Here is a 19,542-nt window from a genome sequence, read left to right as displayed (position 1 = left end):
GTGTTAGATTGCATATATATAAAAGCACAGCACAAAGACCGGTAAATTACGGGGGTATATATACCGTGATTTACGCAGTAGCCTGTTTCGTATATCTACATTTTCAGATTGAGCCATTACCGGATTTTTCTCCACAGTTTGCACGCAAATATATGTTCGTTACCGTTAGTTCTGGTTGCTGGAAATACCGGCTAATGGCGGCTGGTTAAAGGTTTGCGGGTATGTTCCTGATAGCGGTTTTTTGCCTGTTACTGTTGCTAAGATAAGGTTTTTGACACTTGAAAAGTTTACTCAAAAGCTCCTTTGCGCTTTTTAATTGGATTCATTTCGATAATTTGAACTTGCAATTGAAACACAAAGGCAACCTTTCATAACCATTGTAACACCCCTGAAAGTTTTTGTACTCTTGTGAAAACCCAATTGTATTGTCCCCCCCAAAGTACCATAATTGGCCTGTTGTTTAGCAGGCCTTTTCTTTTTTATACAATTACACATTTTACCATTTTGATACAGCAATGATATACTGCCGCGCAGCACTGCGCGGTCCCGCGTCAGCTATTAAATGTGTAGCGCAGCCTTTTTTGATTATCAGTGTTTTAAAGCCAGTGTAAACTGGTGCAGCGCTTCCTGGTCATAATAAAACCGGAAAAAAATAACTCCCATCTCCCGCATATGCTGTTCAGGGCCAACATAGGAGATCTCTGTTTCCCCCTCCGTTACCCAAAAGTGATTGGAGTTTACCACCTGTCCGCCCAGGTTTCCCAAACCAATGCGGGGTTCTCCATATACCTGGCTCAGCCGTTCGATAATGTGGCCGCCGGGCGGCATGGGGTATACAAACAGGCTGTTAATAAAACCTTCCTCATTGGTGCCGGCCAGCAGGTAACGGATGTCGATGGTAGACTGGGGATGCCTTAAACGGGCTTTCAGGGAGCCGTTGTATACGTAAAACCGGTTAATGTCCGGCAGCACCATAAAGCGCTGCCGGTGCCGGTAATCTTTCAGTGGAATCAGGCCTTGTACATGTTTGGGCATTTTGCCCAGCTGAATGCTGCCTATGCCCGGCATATGAAATATAAAATCCTGTTCTGTAGGAGGTACCTGCATACGTGCATTGGAACCAATTGCCGGTTCCCTGTATAAATTTAATCAACTTATGCACGTATTCACCGGTTGTGCCCGGAGGATAATTGCTGATAGTTCTTTTTCGCCGGCTTGCTGCCCATATAAAAGGTGAGCTGCCCGCCGTTCATGATAGCTTCATGGGAAATAAAAGGCGTGGTAAGCGTACGGCCGTTCAGCACTACTTTTTGCACATACACATTTTTGTCACTTTGATCTTTGGCGTCAATGGTAAAGGTTTTGCCGTTTTCAAGCTGCAGCGTGGCATGCTCCATAGCCGGGCTGCCCAGCGCATACTGGTCAGAGCCGGGGCATACCGGGTAAAAGCCCAAGGTGGTAAAAATATACCACGCGCTCATTTGCCCGCAGTCGTCATTGCCGCCCAGGCCATCAGGACCGGTGTGGTACATTTTCTTTAAGATCATGCGTACACGCTCCTGCGTTTTCCAGGGTTGGCTGGTCCAGTTATACAGGTAGGCTACGTGATGTGACGGCTCATTACCATGCACATAGTTGCCGATAATGCCGTCGCGGGTAATATCTTCTGTTTCTGCGAAAAAGGCGTCGGGCAGGTGCATGGTGAACAGGGAGTCCAGGTGGGGAATAAACCTTTTTTCACCACCCATCAGCTGTATCATTTCAGCGGGGTACTGCGGCACATACAGGCTGTAGTTCCAGGCATTGCCTTCAATAAAGCCCTGGTTAATAGTGGTTAAGGCGTCAAAGTTCTGGCGGAAATGCCCGTCGCTCATTTTAGGCCGCATAAAGCCGGTACCGGCGTCGTACACGTTTCTGAAGTTGTTGGAGCGTTTAATGAACTCCTCATAAATATCGTTGCGGCCCAGCTTTTTGGCCATTTGCGCAATGCACCAGTCGTCATACGCATATTCCAGCGTTTTAGATACGGAAGAGGAGCTTTTGTCCTCCGGCACATAGCCCAGCTGCATATAATAGCCCAGGCCATCGTATGGCTTGTAACGGGCCGTGTTTACACAGGCTTCCAGCGCATGATTGGCATCAAACGGCGCATTGCCTTTTATGACTGCATCGGCAATTACGGCTACGCTGTGATAGCCGGTCATACACCAGTTTTCATTGGCGTAGTGCGACCATACCGGCAGCATTTTATGCACGCTCTGGTCATAGTGCGCCATCATAGACTGTATCATATCTGCATTGCGTTTGGGCTGTACGATATTAAACAGCGGGTGTAATGCGCGGTAGGTGTCCCACAGGGAAAAAGTAGTATAGTTGGTAAAGCCTTCGGCCATGTGGTTGTTCTGATCCAGGCCGCGGTAGGCGCCATCTACATCCATAAAGGTGGTAGGGCTTAAAAAGGCATGGTACATGGCGGTGTAAAAGCTTACCATATCATTGTTGGATGCCATTTTAACATCAATCTTTTCCAGCTCTTTTTCCCACAGGGCCTGCCCGGCTGCCTTCACTTTCTCAAAGTCCCATCCTGGTATTTCTGTGCGCAGGTTTTGCAGCGCGCCTGCTGTGCTTACAGGCGACAATGCAAATTTGATCTTTATCTTTTCTCCTTCATCTGTCTTAAAATCAAAGTAAGCCCTTATCTGCCGGCCGGCCATTTCCGGGAAGTTGTGCGCCTGGTCAAACTTGCCCCAGAAGCCGCGGTACACGTCATGCGCATAATTCTTCTGACCGTAACGGTAAAAAGGTTTGGAAAAGCTCATGGCAAAATATACCGTGCGGGTGCGCGCCCAGCCATTGGTTTGGCGGTAGCCGGTGATCAGCGTATCGTTTTCCACGCGTACAAACGTCCACACGTTTTTGTTCTCATAATTATAAATGCCGGCCATCAGGTCCAGGATAATGTGCGCCTGGTCTGTTTTGGGAAAGGTGTACTGGTGAAAGCCCACGCGGTTAGAGGCGGTCAGCTCTGCCAGTATGTTATATTCATCCAGCTTTACTTTATAATAATCTGCTTCCGCAACTTCGGTTGCATGGGAAAAGGTAGAGCGGTAGCCGCTTTCGGGGTGCGTGGCCGTGCCCGGGTTCAGCTGCAGGGGGCCAGTGGTGGGCATAACCAGGAAGTCGCCCAGGTCGGAGTGGCCGGTGCCGCTGAAGTGGGTGTGGCTAAAGCCGGTAATGGTTTTATCGTCATACTGGTAACCGGCGCAATATTTATAAACATCCGGGTTGTATTTACCATTCATCTCATAGGGAATGGTATCTGTTTCCGGGCTAAGCTGCACCATGCCAAAAGGCACCGTGGCGCCAGGGTAGGTATGGCCCATTTTTTCTGTGCCGATAATGGGTTTTACGTATTGTACCAGGTTAGTTCCTGTTTGCGCAAACAGCGGCAGCTGCGCCAGACAGAGTAGTGATAGAAACAGTTTTCTCATTGTTTATATAGCGATATTATTTTTAATAGTACCACTAAAGATAAAACGTTTTAGCGCACCGCGAAATTTATTCTGCCGCCGCTTCCGGAAAAAAAGTCCGGATGAAATGCCGGCTGCATAGGCAAAAGGAGTATAGTGTAGTATAGTTAAGTATTTATTATCTTGGCGTTTCAGTAAACAAATTCCTGTTATGAACCGTCTGAAATGTATGCGCTATTCCTTCCTGCTAATGCTGCTTTGGCCCGCTTTTTCCCGTGCGCAGGAGCATGCGCTTGTGAACACCGTTAACAGCAAATTTGCAGCTTTAAGCAGCGTGGATATGGGCGCCGTGCACTGGACCGGCGGTTTCTGGGGCGAGCGTATGAATGTATGTAAAACCGCCATGATACCGCATTTATGGCGCACCTACATGGACCCGCAGGTAAGCCATGCTTTCAAGAATTTTCAGATAGCCGCGGGGCTGGACACCGGCTCACATGCAGGCCCGCCCTTTCACGACGGCGATTTTTACAAGCTGCTGGAAGGAGTAGCCAGCCTGTACGCCCTTACCAAAGACCCGCAGCTGAATGCCATGATGGATAGTGTAATACCGGTAATTGCGCGCTCACAGCGGGCAGACGGTTATATACATACGCCGGTAATGATTGCGGAGCGCCACAGCAAAGGCGGTGTAAAAGAGTTTGAAGACCGGCTGAACTTTGAAACCTATAACATGGGCCACCTGATGACCGCGGCCTGTGTGCATTACCGCGCCACCGGTAAAACCTCCCTGCTGAATGTGGCCATTAAAGCGGCGGATTACCTGGACCGTTTTTATAAAAAGGCGTCGCCGGAGCTGGCGCGCAACGCCATTTGCCCGTCGCACTACATGGGATTGATAGAGCTGTACCGCACCACCAAAGATCCTAAATACCTGCAGCTGGCCAGGAACCTGGTAAATATGCGCGGCTATGTGGATGGCGGTACAGATGATAACCAGGACCGCGTACCTTTCCGCCGGCAAAATAAGGCCATGGGCCATGCAGTGCGCGCGAATTATTTATACGCAGGCGTAGCCGACCTGTATGCGGAAACCGGCGACGACTCCCTGCTGACCTGCCTGAATAACATCTGGAAGGATGTGGTGTACCGCAAAATGTACATTACCGGCGCATGCGGGGCTTTATACGACGGCGTATCGCCCTACGGCGTTTCCTATAACCCCGTGGAGATACAGAAAACACACCAGGCTTATGGCCGCGATTACCAGCTGCCCAATATGACTGCGCATAACGAAACCTGCGCCAACATTGGCAATATGCTGTGGAACTGGCGCATGCTGCAGGTAACCGGTAATGCGCGGTACATGGACATTGTGGAGCTGGCGCTGTATAACAGCGTGCTGTCGGGCATTAGCCTGGATGGCGACCGTTTTTGCTACACCAACCCGTTAAGCGTGTCTGACAAATACCCGTATACCCTGCGCTGGTCCGGCGGGCGGGTAAAATATATCAGTCTTTCCAACTGCTGCCCGCCCAACGTGGTGCGCACCATTGCAGAAACAGCGGAATATGCATACGGTATTTCAGACAAAGGCCTGTGGGTGCATTTATACGGAAGCAATGAGCTGAATACGCATTTAAAAGACGGGTCGGCGCTGCAGCTGACGCAAACCACCAACTATCCCTGGGATGGTAATATCCGCCTTACGGTGAAAGCTGCAGGACCACAGCCCTTCACGGTTTTTTTGCGCATACCCGGCTGGTGCCATAAGGCCACAGTAACGGTGAACGGGAAATCCACAGCTGCAAGGGTTACTCCCGGCCAGTATGCTGCTGTGCACCGCACCTGGAAAGCCGGCGACATCATTACCTTGCAGCTGCCCATGCCGGTAACTTTAATGGAAAGCAATCCGCTGGTAGAGGAAACCCGTAACCAGGTAGCGGTAAAGCGAGGCCCCATTGTATACTGCCTGGAGGGTACAGACCTGCCCAAAGGCGCCAGCCTGTTTGACATTGTAATGACCGACAAAGCCACCCTGAAGCCGGTACCCATGCAAATAGACCATAGCCAGGTAATGGCGCTAACAGGCACAGTAGGTTTGCGGGCCGATACCGGCTGGCAAAACACCCTGTACCGGGAGGCTGCCGTAAACGATACCAAACCGGTAAAAGTAACGTTCATCCCTTATTACGCCTGGGGAAACCGTGGCCATACTGATATGACGGTATGGGTTCCGAAATATTTTCAATATTTTGGCAGCCAAATTCAATCTCAGTGAGCAAGCCCATTTTAGTGATCAAGTTTGGAACGGCGTCAATTACCCATCAGAACGGAGAGCTGGACGAGTCTATAGTAGCAGCTATTGCCAGGCAGGTGGCTTCCCTGCATGCAACATATAACATGGTGCTGGTATCATCCGGGGCAGTGGCTGCCGGTAAAAAGTACCTGCCGCATTACAGCGGCACTATTAGCGAACGCAAGGCGGCAGCCGCTATTGGCAACCCCCTGTTGCTTAGCAAATATGCACAGTATTTTCAACCCTATAATATTGCCATTGCGCAAAGCCTGTGCGAGCGGCGGCACTTCAGTAACCGCAGCCAGTTTTTACAGCTGAAAAAAACCTACGAAGAGCTGTGGGCCAATAACATTATTCCCGTTGCCAACGAAAATGATGTGGTGAGCGACCTGGAATTAAAGTTTTCAGACAATGACGAACTGGCCACGCTGATAGCTGTTGGCTTTGGGGCATCGGGCCTGCTGTTCAGCACTTCAGTGGGTGGTGTGCTGGATAAGGATGGCCAGGTAGTGCCGGAGATACCGGTAATAAACGAACCGGTATTTGCGCTGGCCGATACCCGCAAGTCAAGCCTGGGATTAGGCGGCATGGTATCAAAGCTTACCTTTGCCCGCCTGGCTACCCGCATGGGCATACGGGTGGTAATATTCGGTATACATACCCCGGATGGCATTTTGAATGCGCTGAACGGCACCACCGGCACTATTTGCCTGCCGCAGCCCTGCAGCATGCCGGCGCGGAAAAAATGGCTGGCCAGCGGCAGCCTGGTGACCGGCCGCTTACAGGTAGACGCAGGTGCGCAAAGAGCGCTGGAGAAAAGACACAGCCTGCTGGCAGTGGGCGTAAAAGCCATACTGGAGCGGTTTACCCGTGGTGAGGTGGTGGAGATCGTAAATGAAAGCAATGAAGCCATTGCCGTGGCCCGCGCAAAAGTATCGTCCGATGTGCTGGCAGGTAATAAAAAAGCGCAGAATGTAGAGATTGCGCATGCGGATGATATTGTGTTGCTGGTGAATTAAGAATTAATAATTAAGAATTAATAATGAAGGGATTGGGGTTTGTGATGATGAATGCAGGCGTAAAAAAAGAAGATGATGGAGTCTATTATACCATTACTGGAACAGGCGCAGGCAGCTACCAGCGCCATTAAAACTTTTCCTGATGCGCAAAAGCAGCAGCTGCTGCAGCAGCTGGCCACACGCCTGCGGGAAAACGCAGGCGCTATTATTGCCGCCAACCGCCAGGACCTGGAACGTATGCCGGACACTGATCCTAAAAAGGACCGGCTGCTGCTGAACGAAACGCGTATTCAGCAGCTGGCAAACAGCCTGCTGGATATAGCACAGCTGCCTGACCCCTCTAACCAGCTGCTTTCAGAAAAAAGGCTGGACAACGGTTTGCTGGTGCAGAAGCGCACCGCTCCTTTGGGGGTAGTAGGCGTAATTTATGAGTCGAGGCCCAATGTAACGGTAGATGTGGCGGCCCTGTGCATCCGCTCCGGCAATGTATGCGTGCTGCGCGGCGGCTCCGATGCCTTTTATACCAACACGTGCCTGGTGGGTATTATACAGGATGTGCTGGCGGCATATAAGCTGCCGGTGGCCACCGTACAGCTGCTGCCTACAAACCGCGACCTGGTAATGGAGCTGCTGACGGCTGTGAAGTATGTAGATATTATTATTCCCCGCGGCTCGCAGCAGCTTATTAATTTTGTGCGCGACAACGCCCGCGTGCCGGTAATTGAAACCGGCGCTGGTGTATGCCATACTTATGTAGAGCAAACTGCGGACCTGCAGCAGGCTGCCGCCATTGTAACCAATGCCAAGGTAACGCGGCCGTCTGTATGCAACTCCCTTGATACGGTGCTGGTAGACAGCGCCGTGGCAGCGGATTTTCTTCCTTTGCTGGCTCCTTCCTTACAGGCGTATAATGTAGAAATATTTGCAGATGATACGGCTTACCCTATACTTGAAAAAGCCGGCTATCCCTCTTTGCAGCACGCCACCCCGGACGATTTTGGCCGCGAGTTCCTGGATTTTAAATGCTCCGTAAAAGTAGTGAGCGGGCTGGGTGAAGCGCTGGCCCACATACGCCATTATTCGTCAAAGCATTCAGAAGCCATTGTATCTGCCAACACTGCTGTTAGCACGCGTTTTATGAATGAGGTTGACGCTGCGGCTGTTTATGTGAACGCCTCTACACGTTTTACAGATGGCGGCGTATTTGGCCTTGGTGCGGAAATAGGCATCTCTACCCAAAAGCTGCACGCCCGCGGGCCTTTTGCGCTGGAAAAGCTGGTAACGGAAAAATGGCTTATTTACGGCAACGGGCAGGTGCGGTAACAGCGCCTGCTTACAACATCATTATTCTCGTATATAGCTTACCGTAATTGCCCCAGTTCTTCAGGCTGCGGGTGATGGTTTCCAGTAATATCTTATTATCTGCCGGCTTGCCTTTGGTGGGTGGTTTCAATTCGGCAGGGGGTACTTCATTGGCCAGCACCTTGGTGGCGAACCAGGTAATGTGCTCATAGGGCAGGGCTACGCCCAGTATCATGCCGGGCAGGCCGGTAAAGGATTCCGGGCCGCCGGGAGTAACAATGGCGTCGGTGTAAAAAGCTACCACGTAAATGGAGTCCATTACTATCGCATTAGCGCGGCGGCAGTCAAAGCCGGCAATGTTGCGCTTTTCATCCGTTATTTTCCACCGTATGCTGCGGGTACTGTCTTTTACCAGGAACAGCTGCTCAAATACTTTTTTTTGCGCAATGGTTTCTTTTTTATCCAGCTGGTCATAAATCACGTTGTCGTTGCCGGGTTCCGGCCGCAGGCGTATGTTTTCAGGGTTTTCCCGGCCCGGCCTGTACAGCGTGGTAGCACCGTTGAACAACAGGTCAAAATAAAAAGTGGTGAACTGGGGCAGCCGCTTTTTTTCCATGTCTTTCCAGCCGCTTTCGTCTTTGTTAAACATTTCGTCCAGGCGGGCGTACTGGTTCACCTTTTTCTCAAATTCAATACGGCCCTGTGTGAGATAAATAGGCGCTTGTGCGGCGGCCGTTGCGGCGCAGCCCAGTAGTATGATATATAACAGTAGTTGTTTCATGATGCTGGTTTTTTATTTGGCGCTGCCGCCGGTTTTGTTAAAGTTCCAGCTAACAGACAGGAGCGCGTAGCGGCTAATGGTGCTGTAGTTTTGCTGGGAAATAAAGTTGCTGTTCACCTGCCGGCTAAAGCCTATGTTCTCTTTGAGCAGGTCGTTCACTTCCAGTTTTACAAGTAATGCATCGTTCTTCAGGAACTTTTTACCGAACCAGGCATTCCATAATACCACGTTGTTGTTATTGTCGAATGCGGCAGTTTTTTGCCGCAGGTTGATGTTGCAGTCGGTATGCAGCTGCAGCTTCCAGGGCAGGAACAGGTTTACATTGGGATTGAAGTTAAACATCCAGTAATTGGTTTTTACCTGCTGCTGTATGGAGGAGTGGCTGTTGGTATAAGTGGCGGATGCATCCAGGCCTATTTCATACAGCTTGTCTTTAGAACCGTTCAGGTACATACCGGCCGTGTAATTGCCGCTGTTGGTGGTGTTCAGCGCATCATTCACATAGTTCACATAGCGGCTGTAACGCATGTTGGCGTTGTAGCCCATGCGCAGGTTGGTGTTCTGTATTTTAAAGTTATACCCCGCATACATGTAAAAATTACGGTTGCCGTCTACGTTCACGGCCTGGTTGGTTCTTTTGCCGTTTTCATCTATGGTTGTTTTGCTGGTAATGGCGTTGCTGGTGAAGTTATAGGAAGCATTTATCCAGATGCCGCGCTCCTTAAGGATCTTATAGTCTGAAAAGTAAACGCGGATATTATTGGAGAACTGCGGTTTCAGATCAGGGTTACCAATGTTGATGTTCAGCGGATCGTCGTTGGTACGTAAGGGTTGTATCTGCTCAATATTGGGCTGGTTGGTGCTGCCGTTATAATTGAGGGATAACCTGCGCTGTGTATTGAACATATAGCTGAAAGAGGCCACGGGGAACCAGTTCACAAAATCCCGGCGGCGGGTAAGGCCGGTATGCATATCCTGCTGGTCAAAGCTGGTAAGACCAACGTTGGTGCCTATGTTAGCCCGAACTTTCTTTTGTATCATGTTAAAGCTGGCGCCTCCCCGGTGGGTGAATACATTAAACTGGTAATTGTTGCTGTACAGGCTATCCAGCTCGCTGTACTTACCGCCGGCATCCTGGTTAAAGGAGTTGCGGTTTGAGCTGCTGTTGTTTACCACCACACCATAGTTAAGGATCACGGATGCGGTTTTAGACAGCGGTTCTGAGTAAGTGAGCTTTGTATCAAACGTAAGGTTCTCACTATGGTTGGTTTTGTACTGGTCTATTTGCTGGGTGCTTTCTATGCTGCCGTTCTCATAAAATTCAGTAAGGGAATTTAAGTACCCGTTTGAGTTGTTGCGGGTGTATTTTTCCTGGATGTTCAGGGAAAGCGTGCGCCCTTTTTTACGGAACTTCTTTCGCCACAGTATGCTGCTGTTAAGCGTACCCACGTCGCCGGTAGTGTTTATATCGCGCTCATTCCGGTTCACCAGTGAGCTGTCCTGCGCAATGGACTCAGTTTTATAGGCGCTGTTGGTGATTTTGTGATCCAGGCCGCCGTCGGCTGTAATGCGCAGGGAGTTGCTGGAGTCTATCTGTATATCATATATCGCATTGCCGCGCTGCCGGGTAATGCGGTTGGCGAAACGCTGGCTGGAGTTGGTATAGTAAAGCGTGTCAGGCAGCAGGTATTGTGAGTTGGTGCTGCTGTTACCATCTACATGCAGCTGCAGTATTTTGTAGTTGCCGTTAATGGATTGTTTATCCTCATTCCACTTGTTGTTATAATGCAGGCCGCCGGTTTGCACCAGCGGGTAACCCTGTCCGCCGTAGCGGCCGTCCCAGTTCTCAAGGTCGTCCGACTGGAAGTAGCCGAAGTAGCTGTCTGTAGCTTCATCATAGCTGAAATTATCAGCGTTGCTTTGGCCGTAGTTATCTCTTTCCTGCCAGTTAAGGCCTGTTTTACCGGTGTTGGAAACAATGCCGTAGCCGGATATTTTACGCTTGCCTTTGAAAAAGTTCAGCATGGCCTGGCTGTCGTGGAACCCTTCTGTTCCGGCGCCGGTGCTTAGCTTGCCAAAGTAGCCGTTCTTTTTATCTGCTTTCAGCTTGAGGTTCAGGGTTTTGATCTTCTCGCCATCGTCAATGCCCGTAAAGGCCGCCTGGTCGCTCTTTTTATCATATACCTGCACCTTGTCTACCATATCGGCCCGGAGGTTCTGTGTGGCCAGGGTGGGGTCGTCGCCAAAAAATTCTTCCCCGTCAACCAGCACTTTCTGCACTTTTTCACCCTGGGCGGTAATTTGCCCGTTCTTATCTACCTGTATGCCCGGCAGCTTTTTCAGCAGGTCTTCCACCGTGGCATTGGGCTGCATCTTAAAGCTGTCTGCATTATACTCCGTGGTATCGCCTTTGAGCTTAATGGCTGCTACTGACTGGTTAATGAGCACTTCTTTCAGCAGGCGGCTTTTAAGGGAAAGGATCACATTCACCTGTGCGGTAGCGGTGCTGTCGGCTAACGTAAACGCCTCTACATAGTCGGCATACCCCGGCGCAGTAGCCAGCAGCAGGTATTTGCCGGGGGGCAGGTGCCTGATGTAAAACTTTCCCCCGTCATCAGTGCGGGTAAACGTGCGCAAAATTGAATCCTTTGCCTGCAGCACGGCAATCGTGGTATTGGATAATTGCTGATGGTTCAGCGTATCTGTTACGCTGCCTTTAACAGCTGTCCGCTGGCCATAGCACAGGCAAGGAATTATCAGGCAAACAATGAGCACAAATGTTTTCATGCGGGGAGTTAAGAGTTAAACTAATAGATGCTATAAGTTGATATTTCCACAAAGAATAGTAAAATATTTTATGGATGATCCTGCCATGCAGTGAAAAATTTGTTAAAAGGGATGAACAAGACGATAATAGTTACAAACCGATAATACAAGGTATGAATGTTAATTGCCTGCCAGAGTCCCGTAAACAAGGCATAGGCTGTTCCGCATTTCACGTTATTTCGTGATCCGGGCGTTCCCTTAATTATTCATTCTTAATTATTAATTCCCGTGGGCGCAGCGGCATAAAAAAACCGGAATAAGAATACTCCGGCCTGTACCTAAACCTACAACTGTTACACTGTATAAGTGAATTGTTACATTTAATGCTAAAAGCTGTAAGCAAAGGTGCAACTAAAACGGGTGGGAAAGAATGCCTATTTAACGGATTATGTTGTACTTATCCCGGATTATTGTAATGGAAAAGTCTGCTGCTACTTCCGGAGTTGTCCGGGGGGCGTGCCGAAGTGTTTTTTAAAGGCCCGCTGGAAGTGCTGGGGATGGCTAAAGCCGGTTTCATAGGCTATTTCAGAAATGGTTTTGCCGGTATGTAATACCAGCTGCCTGGCCTGTTCCAGCCTTGCGGCGGCAAAGTAGCCGAATACGGTGTTATTGAAGGCTGCTTTAAACCCTTTTTTCAGCTTAAACTCATTCAGCCCGCATTGCTTTGCCAGCTGCGCAAGGGTAGGCGGGTGCTGCACATCTTTCAGCAGTATTTCACGCGCCAGGTGCAGCTTGTCCAACTCATCGCGGCCGGGGCCTGCTGCTTTGCCATGCATGGGTTGCGCAAAAAGCTCAAACTGCAATAACAGCAGCTCCATCATCTTTGCTTCCATGAACAGCTGTTTTAAGCTGCCGGTAAAAGTACAATCCCAGAAAGACCGGATAATGGACAGCATTTGCGGCGTATAGGGAATGGCCGGCTGCTGCAGCAGAAAAGGCCGCTGTTGCAGCACGCTGTTTGCCAGCCGGTCCATAGGAGCGGAGTAGGCGGCAAACAGCTCCATGAAACGGTCTGCGTGAATGTTAATGGTAAAGGTGTTGTGCGTACCGCCGTTCAGGAAATGGTTGTGCTCCCATTCACCCTGGTTGTACATGATATTATGATAGCCTTTGGTAAATAACACTTCTTCTTTCAGAAAGCCCAGTCGCTGGCGTATGCAGCCTTCCAGGGAAAAGTTCATTTCTACCAGCGGCAGGTCGTTAAAATGTTTCATGCTCACATGCTCCGTAAACTGGTCTTTCAGCTGCATCCAGCCATCGGAAACGGCAATGCCTCCCATTTTCAGCATACGGAAATGGCCTGCCACTTCGGGCAGCGAAACAGCAAAAACATAAGGCGTTTCGCTGTCCGCCAAACTTTTTATTTCATCAAAACCCGGGAAATCAGGATGTTGTTCCTGCTGCGGCATGGTATGGTCGGATTACTCCGTTCAAGGTACAAAAAAATCCTTTTCATGCCCTTTGCCGGGGGGCGGCTGCTGCAACTTTGCGGCAACATAATCACGGCAAAATATGCATGTACAAACAACGGACATTAATGTACCGGTTTTAATCGTGGGCGGCGGTGTGGCAGGCTTGTCAGCGGCGCTGTTTCTTTTACAGCAGGGCATTGCCCCTTTGCTGGTGGAAAAGCATAAAGGTACCTCCATTCATCCCCGTGCGCGGGGCTTTGACATACGCACCATGGAGCTGTACCGGGAGCTGCGCCTGGCCGATGCCATCCGTAACGCAGGCCGGGCGCTGGAGCATGCCTGGGGTATTCACAGCAGCACCAGCCTGGCTGCTGCGCTCAAAAAAATGAAGCCCCGCAAATTAACGCCGGCCAAGGTGCTGGGACTGGAAAAGATAATGACCTTAAGCCCCGAAGAAGGCGCCCGCTGCACACAGGACCTTGCAGAACCGGTGCTGCTGGCCGCAGCGCGGGACAGGGGCGCACAGCTGGCTTTTCATACAGAGCTGGTATCTTTCACCCAGGATGCCGAAGGCGTAACAGCCATTATCCGTAACCGTGATACCAACGCCACGCAAACCATACGGGCTGCCTATATGATAGCGGCCGACGGCGCCAAAAGCCCGGTACGTGAAGCATTACAGGCGCCGGTAACAGGCAGGGGCGCCATAGCCAGCCTGCTGAATATTTATTTTGAAGCCGACCTGGCAGCTGCCGTGCACAACAAACGCTTTAGCCTGGTGATCATCAAAACGCCCAGGCATAAGGGATTGCTGGCAGCTATAAATAACAGCAACCGCTGGGTGCTGCACCTGCATTATAGCCCCGAAGCAGGAGAGAAAGCATCGGACTTTACGGAGGAAAAAGTGATCCCCATTTTACAGGAGCTGCTGGGTATGCCGGAGCTGCCCATCCGCATCATTAGTATGCTGCCCTGGCAGCCTACCGTAAAAGTGGTGAATAACATGCAGCACGGCCGTGTGTTCCTTGCCGGCGATGCCGCGCATGTAATGACGCCCTATGGCGGCAAAGGCGCAAACAGCGGTATACAGGATGGGCATAACCTGGCCTGGAAGCTGGCGGCGGTATTAAAAGGGCAGGCAGCGCCTTCGCTGCTGGCTACCTACAGCGCGGAGCGGCAGCCTGTTGGCTTGCGCAACGCCATACAAAGCGGTCTTTGGGCAGATGAGGACGGGCTGCTGAAACGCAATTTCCTGAACATATTTGGCATTATTGCCACGGTAACAGGCGCTAAAATAACGGCCTTCCTGTGCCTGCATAAAGCCAGCCACCGCCTGTCTATACGGTATGTAGCAGGGTTGGTAGGGTTGCCTAATTACCAGTACACCGGCGCGGCGGTGCCGGGCAGCGCTTTACCGGCTGCCGGTTACCGGCAGGTTCGTGCGCTTAACGGGGAGCCGGGCACCCGCATGCCGCATATGTGGGTACAGTATAAAGAACAGCGCATATGTACTTTAGACTTATTGGGTAAAGGCTTTGTACTATTCACAGGTACCGGTAACGCGGCCTGGCTTCATGCGGCAGCCGGTATACCCGTGCCCGTGTACAGCATAGGAAAGCAGGGCGCGCTGGTTTTTACAGAAAGAGCGGTTGAAGATGTGGCGGGCATCAGCGCCACTGGTGCGCTGCTGGTAAGGCCGGATGGCTTTGTAGCCTGGCGTTGCGCAACTGCACCGGCAGATGCCGTGCAGGCGTTGCAAAATGCTATACGGCCTTTTACGCAGGCGCAGGCATACAGCCAGGTATAAACAGGTAAATAAAAAGGGCCGGCTGAACGTAGATTTTTCTGCAAACCAGAGGGCGTGTAAACAACGTTTGGGGTTTTCGCTTTACCAGCTGGGTGCAGGTACCAGCATATGTTACGGTGTAAACCAGCGTTGCTTACCGCTGCCGCCAGGTGATGGCGGATTGTATGTTGCAGGAAAATGCCATTTGGCCGGCCCTTGGTACTACATACCCAGGGTTTCGCACCAGAATGTGTTAGGCGGAATAGTGGCGGCTTTCAGCTTGGCCTGGTTTGTTTCGCTCAGCCTGCTGATCTTCATTTTTTTGATGTCCAGCTTTTTCTTGGTTTTCTTTTTCATACAAAGGAATTTTTTTTGGTTAAACTAAAATCCTACTCCGTTAGCGGTTACTGATAAGGTTGTCATAGCGGGGTGGGTTACTTTTCTAAATTACTTTTAAAATATTTATCGCGCAAATTTTTGTATTATCATGTAAATTATAGGTTTATGGGTAGTGCAATACAGGTACGGGCGGCTATTGAAAAAGATGCGCAGCAGATTGCAGGGTTGTCGTCGCAGCTGGGTTATACCTTGTCTGTTGATGATACTATGCGCAATATTATAGCCATTGATAAAAGTAATTTTGATATGGCTTATGTAGCGGTTATGAACGGGCAGGTAGTAGGCTGGATCCATGTATTTTACACTATGCGCCTGGAAACAGGCCCTTTTTGTGAAATAGGCGGGCTGGTAGTAGACGCCGGCAGCCGTGGAAAGGGTATAGGCCGGCAGCTGGTGGAAAAAGCAAAGAAATGGGCGGCAGAACGCAACAGCAGCAGGCTACGGGTGCGCTGCCAGGTAAAACGTACAGATGCCCATGCTTTTTATACGCGTACCGGTTTTGAGGAAAAGAAAGAACAAAAGGTATTTGAGTACATTATTCCCGGGGAAAGTAAGTAACGCTAATGACTATATTAAAATAGCCGGTTGCAATTTTTGTAACCGGCTATTTTTGTATGGAGGAAAAAGATAGTGCTTTCCCTGCCCGGCTGCTGGTATAAGCCCCGTGGCAGCTACGACAATGTTTCGCTGAACAGCTGCAGCGTTCTTTCCCAGGCTTTATCTGCTGCTGCCTTGTTATACCGCGTAGGGGCGGTATCGTTATTAAAAGCATGCTGCGCCCCCTCGTAAACATACAGCTGGTATTTAATGCCCGCAGCTTTCAGCGCGGCTTCATAGGCCGGTATGCCCGCATTAATACGCTCATCCAGTCCGCCGTAATGCAGCAATAAGGCGGCTTTTATTTCAGGCACGCCGGCCGCATCCGGCTGCCTGCCATAGTAAGCCACAGCAGCTTTAAGGTTGGGCGCATGTACTGCCATCTGGTTGGCCAGGCCGCCGCCCCAGCAAAAGCCTACGCAGCCGGTTTTACCGTTACATTCCGGCAAACCCTGCAGGTAGTCCAGCGCTTTCAGGTAATTATTCAGGTTCTGCTGCGCATCCAGCTTTCCGATCAGCTCACGGGCCTCATCTTCATTTGCGGGCGTGCCGCCGCTGCCCGACAGCGCATCGGGCGCCAGCGCTATATACCCGGCCTGCGCCACACGCCGTGTTACGTCGCGGATATGCGGGTTCAGGCCCCGGTTCTCATGTATTACCACCACGGCGCCTGTTTTAGCGTTTGCCGCCAGGTTATTGGGCTTTACCAGGTAAGCTTTCATGGTAACGCCATCGCCCGGGTAGGTAATATCTTCTGCGCGGATGCCTGCTGCGTTTTCAGGTACGGTGGCGGCGTGCGCGTAGTTTACTTCCAGCAGGGGCAGTACCGCGTTGGCTGCAGCCAGGCTGCCGGTAAGCCGGATGAGGCGGTTAATGAACTCATTGCGCTTTAAAGGCCTGTGAGTGTACTCATCAAAGATCTGCTGTGTTCAATGACAATGAACACGCTACAACTTTAAAGGCCTGTGAGTGTACTCATCAAAGAGGTTTATAATACGCTGGTCCATAAGAATAAATTTGGGAAGGTTTTAAATCGTGGGAAAGTGTATTAAATTTAAGTATTCCTGCAACAATAATTGCAGGAGCCGGTTTAATTTTCAGACAGGATGTATTACAAAACAAATTAGTTTTATGAAGCACATTGTCATAGTGGGTGGCGGCTTTGCCGGTATTAACCTGGCACGGTCGCTGGGAGGCAATAAACATTATACTGTTACGCTGGTTGACAGGAACAACTATAATTTTTTTCCACCGCTGATATACCAGGTGGCTACGGCTTTCCTGGAACCCTCTAACATCAGCTATCCCTTCCGTAAATTATTCCGTAAAAAAAATAACCTCTTTTTTCGTTTAGGCAGCCTGGAAAAGGTGGTGCCGGAGCAAAACAAGATTGTGCTGAACAACGGGGAGCTTTCCTATGATTACCTGGTATTTGCCACCGGTGCAGAAACCAACTACTTTGGCATGCAAAACGTAAAGGCGCGTGCCATGCCCATGAAAACCCTGCACGATGCTATTGAGATGCGTAACCGCATGCTGCAGCAGCTGGAGCAGGCCATTATTACCACCGATGAAACCGAACGTAAAAAGCTGCTCACCTTTGTAATTGCCGGCGGCGGCCCAACCGGCGTGGAAATATCGGGCATGCTGGCTGAAATGGGCCGTACTATTTTACAGAAAGATTACCCTGAGCTGCAGGGCGCAAGGGGAGAGATATACCTGGTAGACGGCGGCGAAGCGCTGCTGTCGCCCATGAGCAGGCAGTCGCAGAAAAACACTTATGATGCGCTGCGCAGAATGGGGGTACGCATACGGCTAAACGTACACGTAAAGGATTATGTAAATGATACGGTGATCATGGACGATGGCAGCAGCATTCCGGCCAAAGCGCTCATATGGGCCGCCGGCGTTACCGCCAAAATGTTTGACGGCATACCTGCCGGCAGCTATGGCCGCGGCAAGCGTATGCTGGCAGATGCATATAACAAGGTGCAGGGCACGGAGAACATTTATGCGATTGGCGATACCTGCCTGCAGCTGCACGAACCGCAATGGCCAAACGGCCATCCGCAGCTGGCGCAAACCGCCATACAGCAGGGCAAGCACCTGGCCCGGAACTTTAAGGCCATGGCCCTGGGCAAACCCGTTACTCCCTTTAAGTACCACGACAAAGGTACTATGGCCATTATAGGCCGTAACAAGGCGGTGGCCGACCTGCCCAAGCCCCCGCTGCATTTCAGTGGTTTTATAGCCTTTTTCCTGTGGCTGTTCGTGCACCTTATGTCGCTTATCAACTACCGCAACCGGATAAAGACCCTGTATAACTGGACGGTTGCCTACTTCAGCAAAGACCAGTCGCTGCGCATGATCATCCGCCCGGATGACGAAAATAATACGTAGTTTTCCATAAGGAAAAACTACGTACATGCGGTATCTCCTGTATTTCTTTTATATCGGATGGTATTGGGGATTGGATGTAGCATTATTTATTATCAAATATGAAATCCGCGGGGAGCGCCGGTTTGGTATACGCACCACCGGCCTGCACCACCTGCCGGAGCATTTGCCGGAGCCTGAGCGTAAACATTTCTCATTTTACGAGCCGGTGAACTATTACTCTGCCATCCAGCTGATTGAGCAGCTAACCCCGGCCGACAAACAAACCACCCTGCTGGATGTGGGCTGCGGACGCGGGCGTGTGCTGGCGGTAGCTGCGGCTTACGGCTTTAAAGCCATGATCGGGATAGATTTTTCAGAAGAGCTGTGCGAAGAAGCGGCCGCCAACGCGGAAAGGATAGAAGACCTTAACCCCGGCGCCTATATTACCATTGAATGGATAGATGCGCGTTACTACGACATACCTTCCAAAGTAGGCGTAATTTTCCTGTTTAACCCGTTTGACGGTACTGTGATGGAAATCTTTATCCGCAAGGTATTACAAAGCCTGGAGCAGCACCCACGCCCCATGAAAATACTGTATGCCAACCCGCAGTTCAAGCACCTGTGGCAGGATGCCGGTTTTGCGGAAGTTAACGCTTTTGTAAAAAAAGGCATGCTGCGGGGCAGTGTGCTGGAGCGCCTGCAAACAGCACATTAGTATAATTGTATTATTTTAGGGCAAAGCATAAAACGGCTACACATTATGCATACCACATTTGGCCTTTACATTCTTCTGTTGCTCATTATCCTGTTCCTGGTTATGCTGGCGCAGCGCTTAAAGATTTCCTACCCGATTGTGCTGGTGCTGGGCGGTTTGTGCCTGAGCTTTTTTCCCAGGCTGCCGCAGATCGTTATTAACCCGGAGCTTATTTTCGTGATCTTTTTGCCGCCGCTGTTATTTGAAGCAGCCTGGCAAACTTCCTGGAAAGACTTCTGGAAGTGGCGGCGGGTCATTACCAGCTTTGCCTTCCTGATTGTAATATTAACGTCGTGCGTAATAGCGGTTATATCATCCAGCCTTATTCCTGCATTCACGCTGCCGCTGGGCTTTTTGCTGGGCGGCATTATTTCGCCGCCGGATGCAGTATCGGCTACCTCCATCCTCAAAAGCATTAACGTGCCCAAAAGGCTGGTGACCATTGTGGAAGGGGAAAGCCTGCTGAATGATGCTTCCAGCTTAATTGTGTTCCGTTTTGCCTATGCGGCCATTGA

15 protein-coding genes are annotated in these 19,542 nt (G+C 50.5%); 8 read left to right on the top strand and 7 right to left on the bottom strand.

What is annotated here, in order from left to right; all coding sequences use genetic code 11:
* Positions 1-588: 588 nt before the first annotated feature.
* Complete coding sequence (locus tag VFS25_RS22795; RefSeq protein WP_326464490.1) at positions 589-1,107, bottom strand: hypothetical protein; 519 nt, start codon at positions 1,105-1,107, stop codon at positions 589-591.
* Positions 1,108-1,166: 59 nt separating this feature from the next.
* Positions 1,167-3,491 (bottom strand): GH92 family glycosyl hydrolase, encoded by a 2,325-nt coding sequence (locus VFS25_RS22790; RefSeq protein WP_326464489.1) that lies wholly within the window; start codon positions 3,489-3,491, stop codon positions 1,167-1,169.
* Between the two features lie 190 nt (positions 3,492-3,681).
* On the opposite strand from VFS25_RS22790, the gene VFS25_RS22785 reads away from it, so the two are divergent.
* From VFS25_RS22785 to VFS25_RS22775, 3 genes are all read left to right on the top strand, one after another.
* Positions 3,682-5,751, top strand: a complete 2,070-nt coding sequence (locus tag VFS25_RS22785) for an aceric acid hydrolase (RefSeq protein ID WP_326464488.1) — start codon at positions 3,682-3,684, stop codon at positions 5,749-5,751.
* The gene (proB, locus tag VFS25_RS22780) at positions 5,748-6,788 is read left to right on the top strand and encodes a glutamate 5-kinase (RefSeq protein ID WP_326464487.1); all 1,041 of its coding nucleotides are present in this window, start codon (positions 5,748-5,750) and stop codon (positions 6,786-6,788) included. The genes VFS25_RS22785 and proB overlap by 4 nt, the downstream gene beginning before the upstream one ends.
* Before the next feature lie 72 nt (positions 6,789-6,860).
* On the top strand, positions 6,861-8,111 hold the full coding sequence (locus VFS25_RS22775; protein WP_326464486.1) for a glutamate-5-semialdehyde dehydrogenase: 1,251 nt from the start codon (positions 6,861-6,863) through the stop codon (positions 8,109-8,111).
* A gap of 10 nt (positions 8,112-8,121) precedes the next feature.
* On the opposite strand, the gene VFS25_RS22770 is transcribed toward VFS25_RS22775, so the two are convergent.
* From VFS25_RS22770 to VFS25_RS22760, 3 genes are all read right to left on the bottom strand, one after another.
* Positions 8,122-8,871 (bottom strand): GLPGLI family protein, encoded by a 750-nt coding sequence (locus tag VFS25_RS22770; RefSeq protein ID WP_326464485.1) that lies wholly within the window; start codon positions 8,869-8,871, stop codon positions 8,122-8,124.
* Between the two features lie 12 nt (positions 8,872-8,883).
* Positions 8,884-11,658, bottom strand: a complete 2,775-nt coding sequence (locus VFS25_RS22765; protein WP_326464484.1) for a TonB-dependent receptor — start codon at positions 11,656-11,658, stop codon at positions 8,884-8,886.
* Between the two features lie 470 nt (positions 11,659-12,128).
* Positions 12,129-13,106 (bottom strand): AraC family transcriptional regulator, encoded by a 978-nt coding sequence (locus tag VFS25_RS22760; protein WP_326464483.1) that lies wholly within the window; start codon positions 13,104-13,106, stop codon positions 12,129-12,131.
* Positions 13,107-13,209: 103 nt separating this feature from the next.
* Here VFS25_RS22760 and VFS25_RS22755 point away from each other — a divergent pair, with 103 nt between their 5' ends.
* On the top strand, positions 13,210-14,916 hold the full coding sequence (locus VFS25_RS22755; RefSeq protein ID WP_326464482.1) for an FAD-dependent oxidoreductase: 1,707 nt from the start codon (positions 13,210-13,212) through the stop codon (positions 14,914-14,916).
* A 201-nt stretch (positions 14,917-15,117) separates the two neighbouring features.
* Here VFS25_RS22755 and VFS25_RS22750 read toward each other — a convergent pair whose 3' ends face one another.
* The gene (locus VFS25_RS22750; protein ID WP_326464481.1) at positions 15,118-15,252 is read right to left on the bottom strand and encodes a hypothetical protein; all 135 of its coding nucleotides are present in this window, start codon (positions 15,250-15,252) and stop codon (positions 15,118-15,120) included.
* Between the two features lie 147 nt (positions 15,253-15,399).
* Between VFS25_RS22750 and VFS25_RS22745 the strand changes: the two genes are divergently transcribed.
* The gene (locus tag VFS25_RS22745) at positions 15,400-15,852 is read left to right on the top strand and encodes a GNAT family N-acetyltransferase (protein ID WP_326464480.1); all 453 of its coding nucleotides are present in this window, start codon (positions 15,400-15,402) and stop codon (positions 15,850-15,852) included.
* A gap of 113 nt (positions 15,853-15,965) precedes the next feature.
* Here VFS25_RS22745 and VFS25_RS22740 read toward each other — a convergent pair whose 3' ends face one another.
* On the bottom strand, positions 15,966-16,613 hold the full coding sequence (locus VFS25_RS22740) for a dienelactone hydrolase family protein (protein ID WP_326464479.1): 648 nt from the start codon (positions 16,611-16,613) through the stop codon (positions 15,966-15,968).
* A 409-nt stretch (positions 16,614-17,022) separates the two neighbouring features.
* On the opposite strand from VFS25_RS22740, the gene VFS25_RS22735 reads away from it, so the two are divergent.
* The 3 genes from VFS25_RS22735 to VFS25_RS22725 all read left to right on the top strand — a co-directional run.
* A complete protein-coding gene (locus VFS25_RS22735) occupies positions 17,023-18,291 on the top strand; it encodes an NAD(P)/FAD-dependent oxidoreductase (RefSeq protein WP_326464478.1) in 1,269 nt (422 codons plus the stop codon).
* Between the two features lie 25 nt (positions 18,292-18,316).
* Positions 18,317-18,988 carry a class I SAM-dependent methyltransferase gene (locus VFS25_RS22730; RefSeq protein WP_326464477.1) on the top strand — a complete coding sequence of 224 codons (672 nt, stop codon included), beginning with the start codon at positions 18,317-18,319 and terminating at the stop codon, positions 18,986-18,988.
* 45 nt (positions 18,989-19,033) lie between these two features.
* Positions 19,034-19,542 (top strand): cation:proton antiporter (locus tag VFS25_RS22725; protein WP_326464476.1); only part of this gene is annotated, 509 nt, incomplete at its 3' end.

The sequence above is a fragment of the Chitinophaga sp. genome, assembly GCF_035761305.1.
GTDB lineage: Bacteria > Bacteroidota > Bacteroidia > Chitinophagales > Chitinophagaceae > Chitinophaga.
This window is presented reverse-complemented; position numbering and strand designations above follow the sequence as displayed.

What these genes read in the sequence shown, in the direction of transcription:
- VFS25_RS22775 (WP_326464486.1), top strand. Translation starts at nt 6,861, where the DNA reads ATGATGGAGTCTATTATACCATTACTGGAACAGGCGCAGGCAGCTACC.
- VFS25_RS22760 (WP_326464483.1), bottom strand. Translation starts at nt 13,106, where the DNA reads ATGCCGCAGCAGGAACAACATCCTGATTTCCCGGGTTTTGATGAAATA.
- VFS25_RS22735 (WP_326464478.1), top strand. Translation starts at nt 17,023, where the DNA reads ATGAAGCACATTGTCATAGTGGGTGGCGGCTTTGCCGGTATTAACCTG.
- VFS25_RS22795 (WP_326464490.1), bottom strand. Translation starts at nt 1,107, where the DNA reads ATGCAGGTACCTCCTACAGAACAGGATTTTATATTTCATATGCCGGGC.
- VFS25_RS22750 (WP_326464481.1), bottom strand. Translation starts at nt 15,252, where the DNA reads ATGAAAAAGAAAACCAAGAAAAAGCTGGACATCAAAAAAATGAAGATC.
- VFS25_RS22730 (WP_326464477.1), top strand. Translation starts at nt 18,317, where the DNA reads ATGCGGTATCTCCTGTATTTCTTTTATATCGGATGGTATTGGGGATTG.
- VFS25_RS22785 (WP_326464488.1), top strand. Translation starts at nt 3,682, where the DNA reads ATGAACCGTCTGAAATGTATGCGCTATTCCTTCCTGCTAATGCTGCTT.
- VFS25_RS22790 (WP_326464489.1), bottom strand. Translation starts at nt 3,491, where the DNA reads ATGAGAAAACTGTTTCTATCACTACTCTGTCTGGCGCAGCTGCCGCTG.
- VFS25_RS22745 (WP_326464480.1), top strand. Translation starts at nt 15,400, where the DNA reads ATGGGTAGTGCAATACAGGTACGGGCGGCTATTGAAAAAGATGCGCAG.
- VFS25_RS22740 (WP_326464479.1), bottom strand. Translation starts at nt 16,613, where the DNA reads ATGAAAGCTTACCTGGTAAAGCCCAATAACCTGGCGGCAAACGCTAAA.
- VFS25_RS22765 (WP_326464484.1), bottom strand. Translation starts at nt 11,658, where the DNA reads ATGAAAACATTTGTGCTCATTGTTTGCCTGATAATTCCTTGCCTGTGC.
- VFS25_RS22770 (WP_326464485.1), bottom strand. Translation starts at nt 8,871, where the DNA reads ATGAAACAACTACTGTTATATATCATACTACTGGGCTGCGCCGCAACG.
- VFS25_RS22755 (WP_326464482.1), top strand. Translation starts at nt 13,210, where the DNA reads ATGCATGTACAAACAACGGACATTAATGTACCGGTTTTAATCGTGGGC.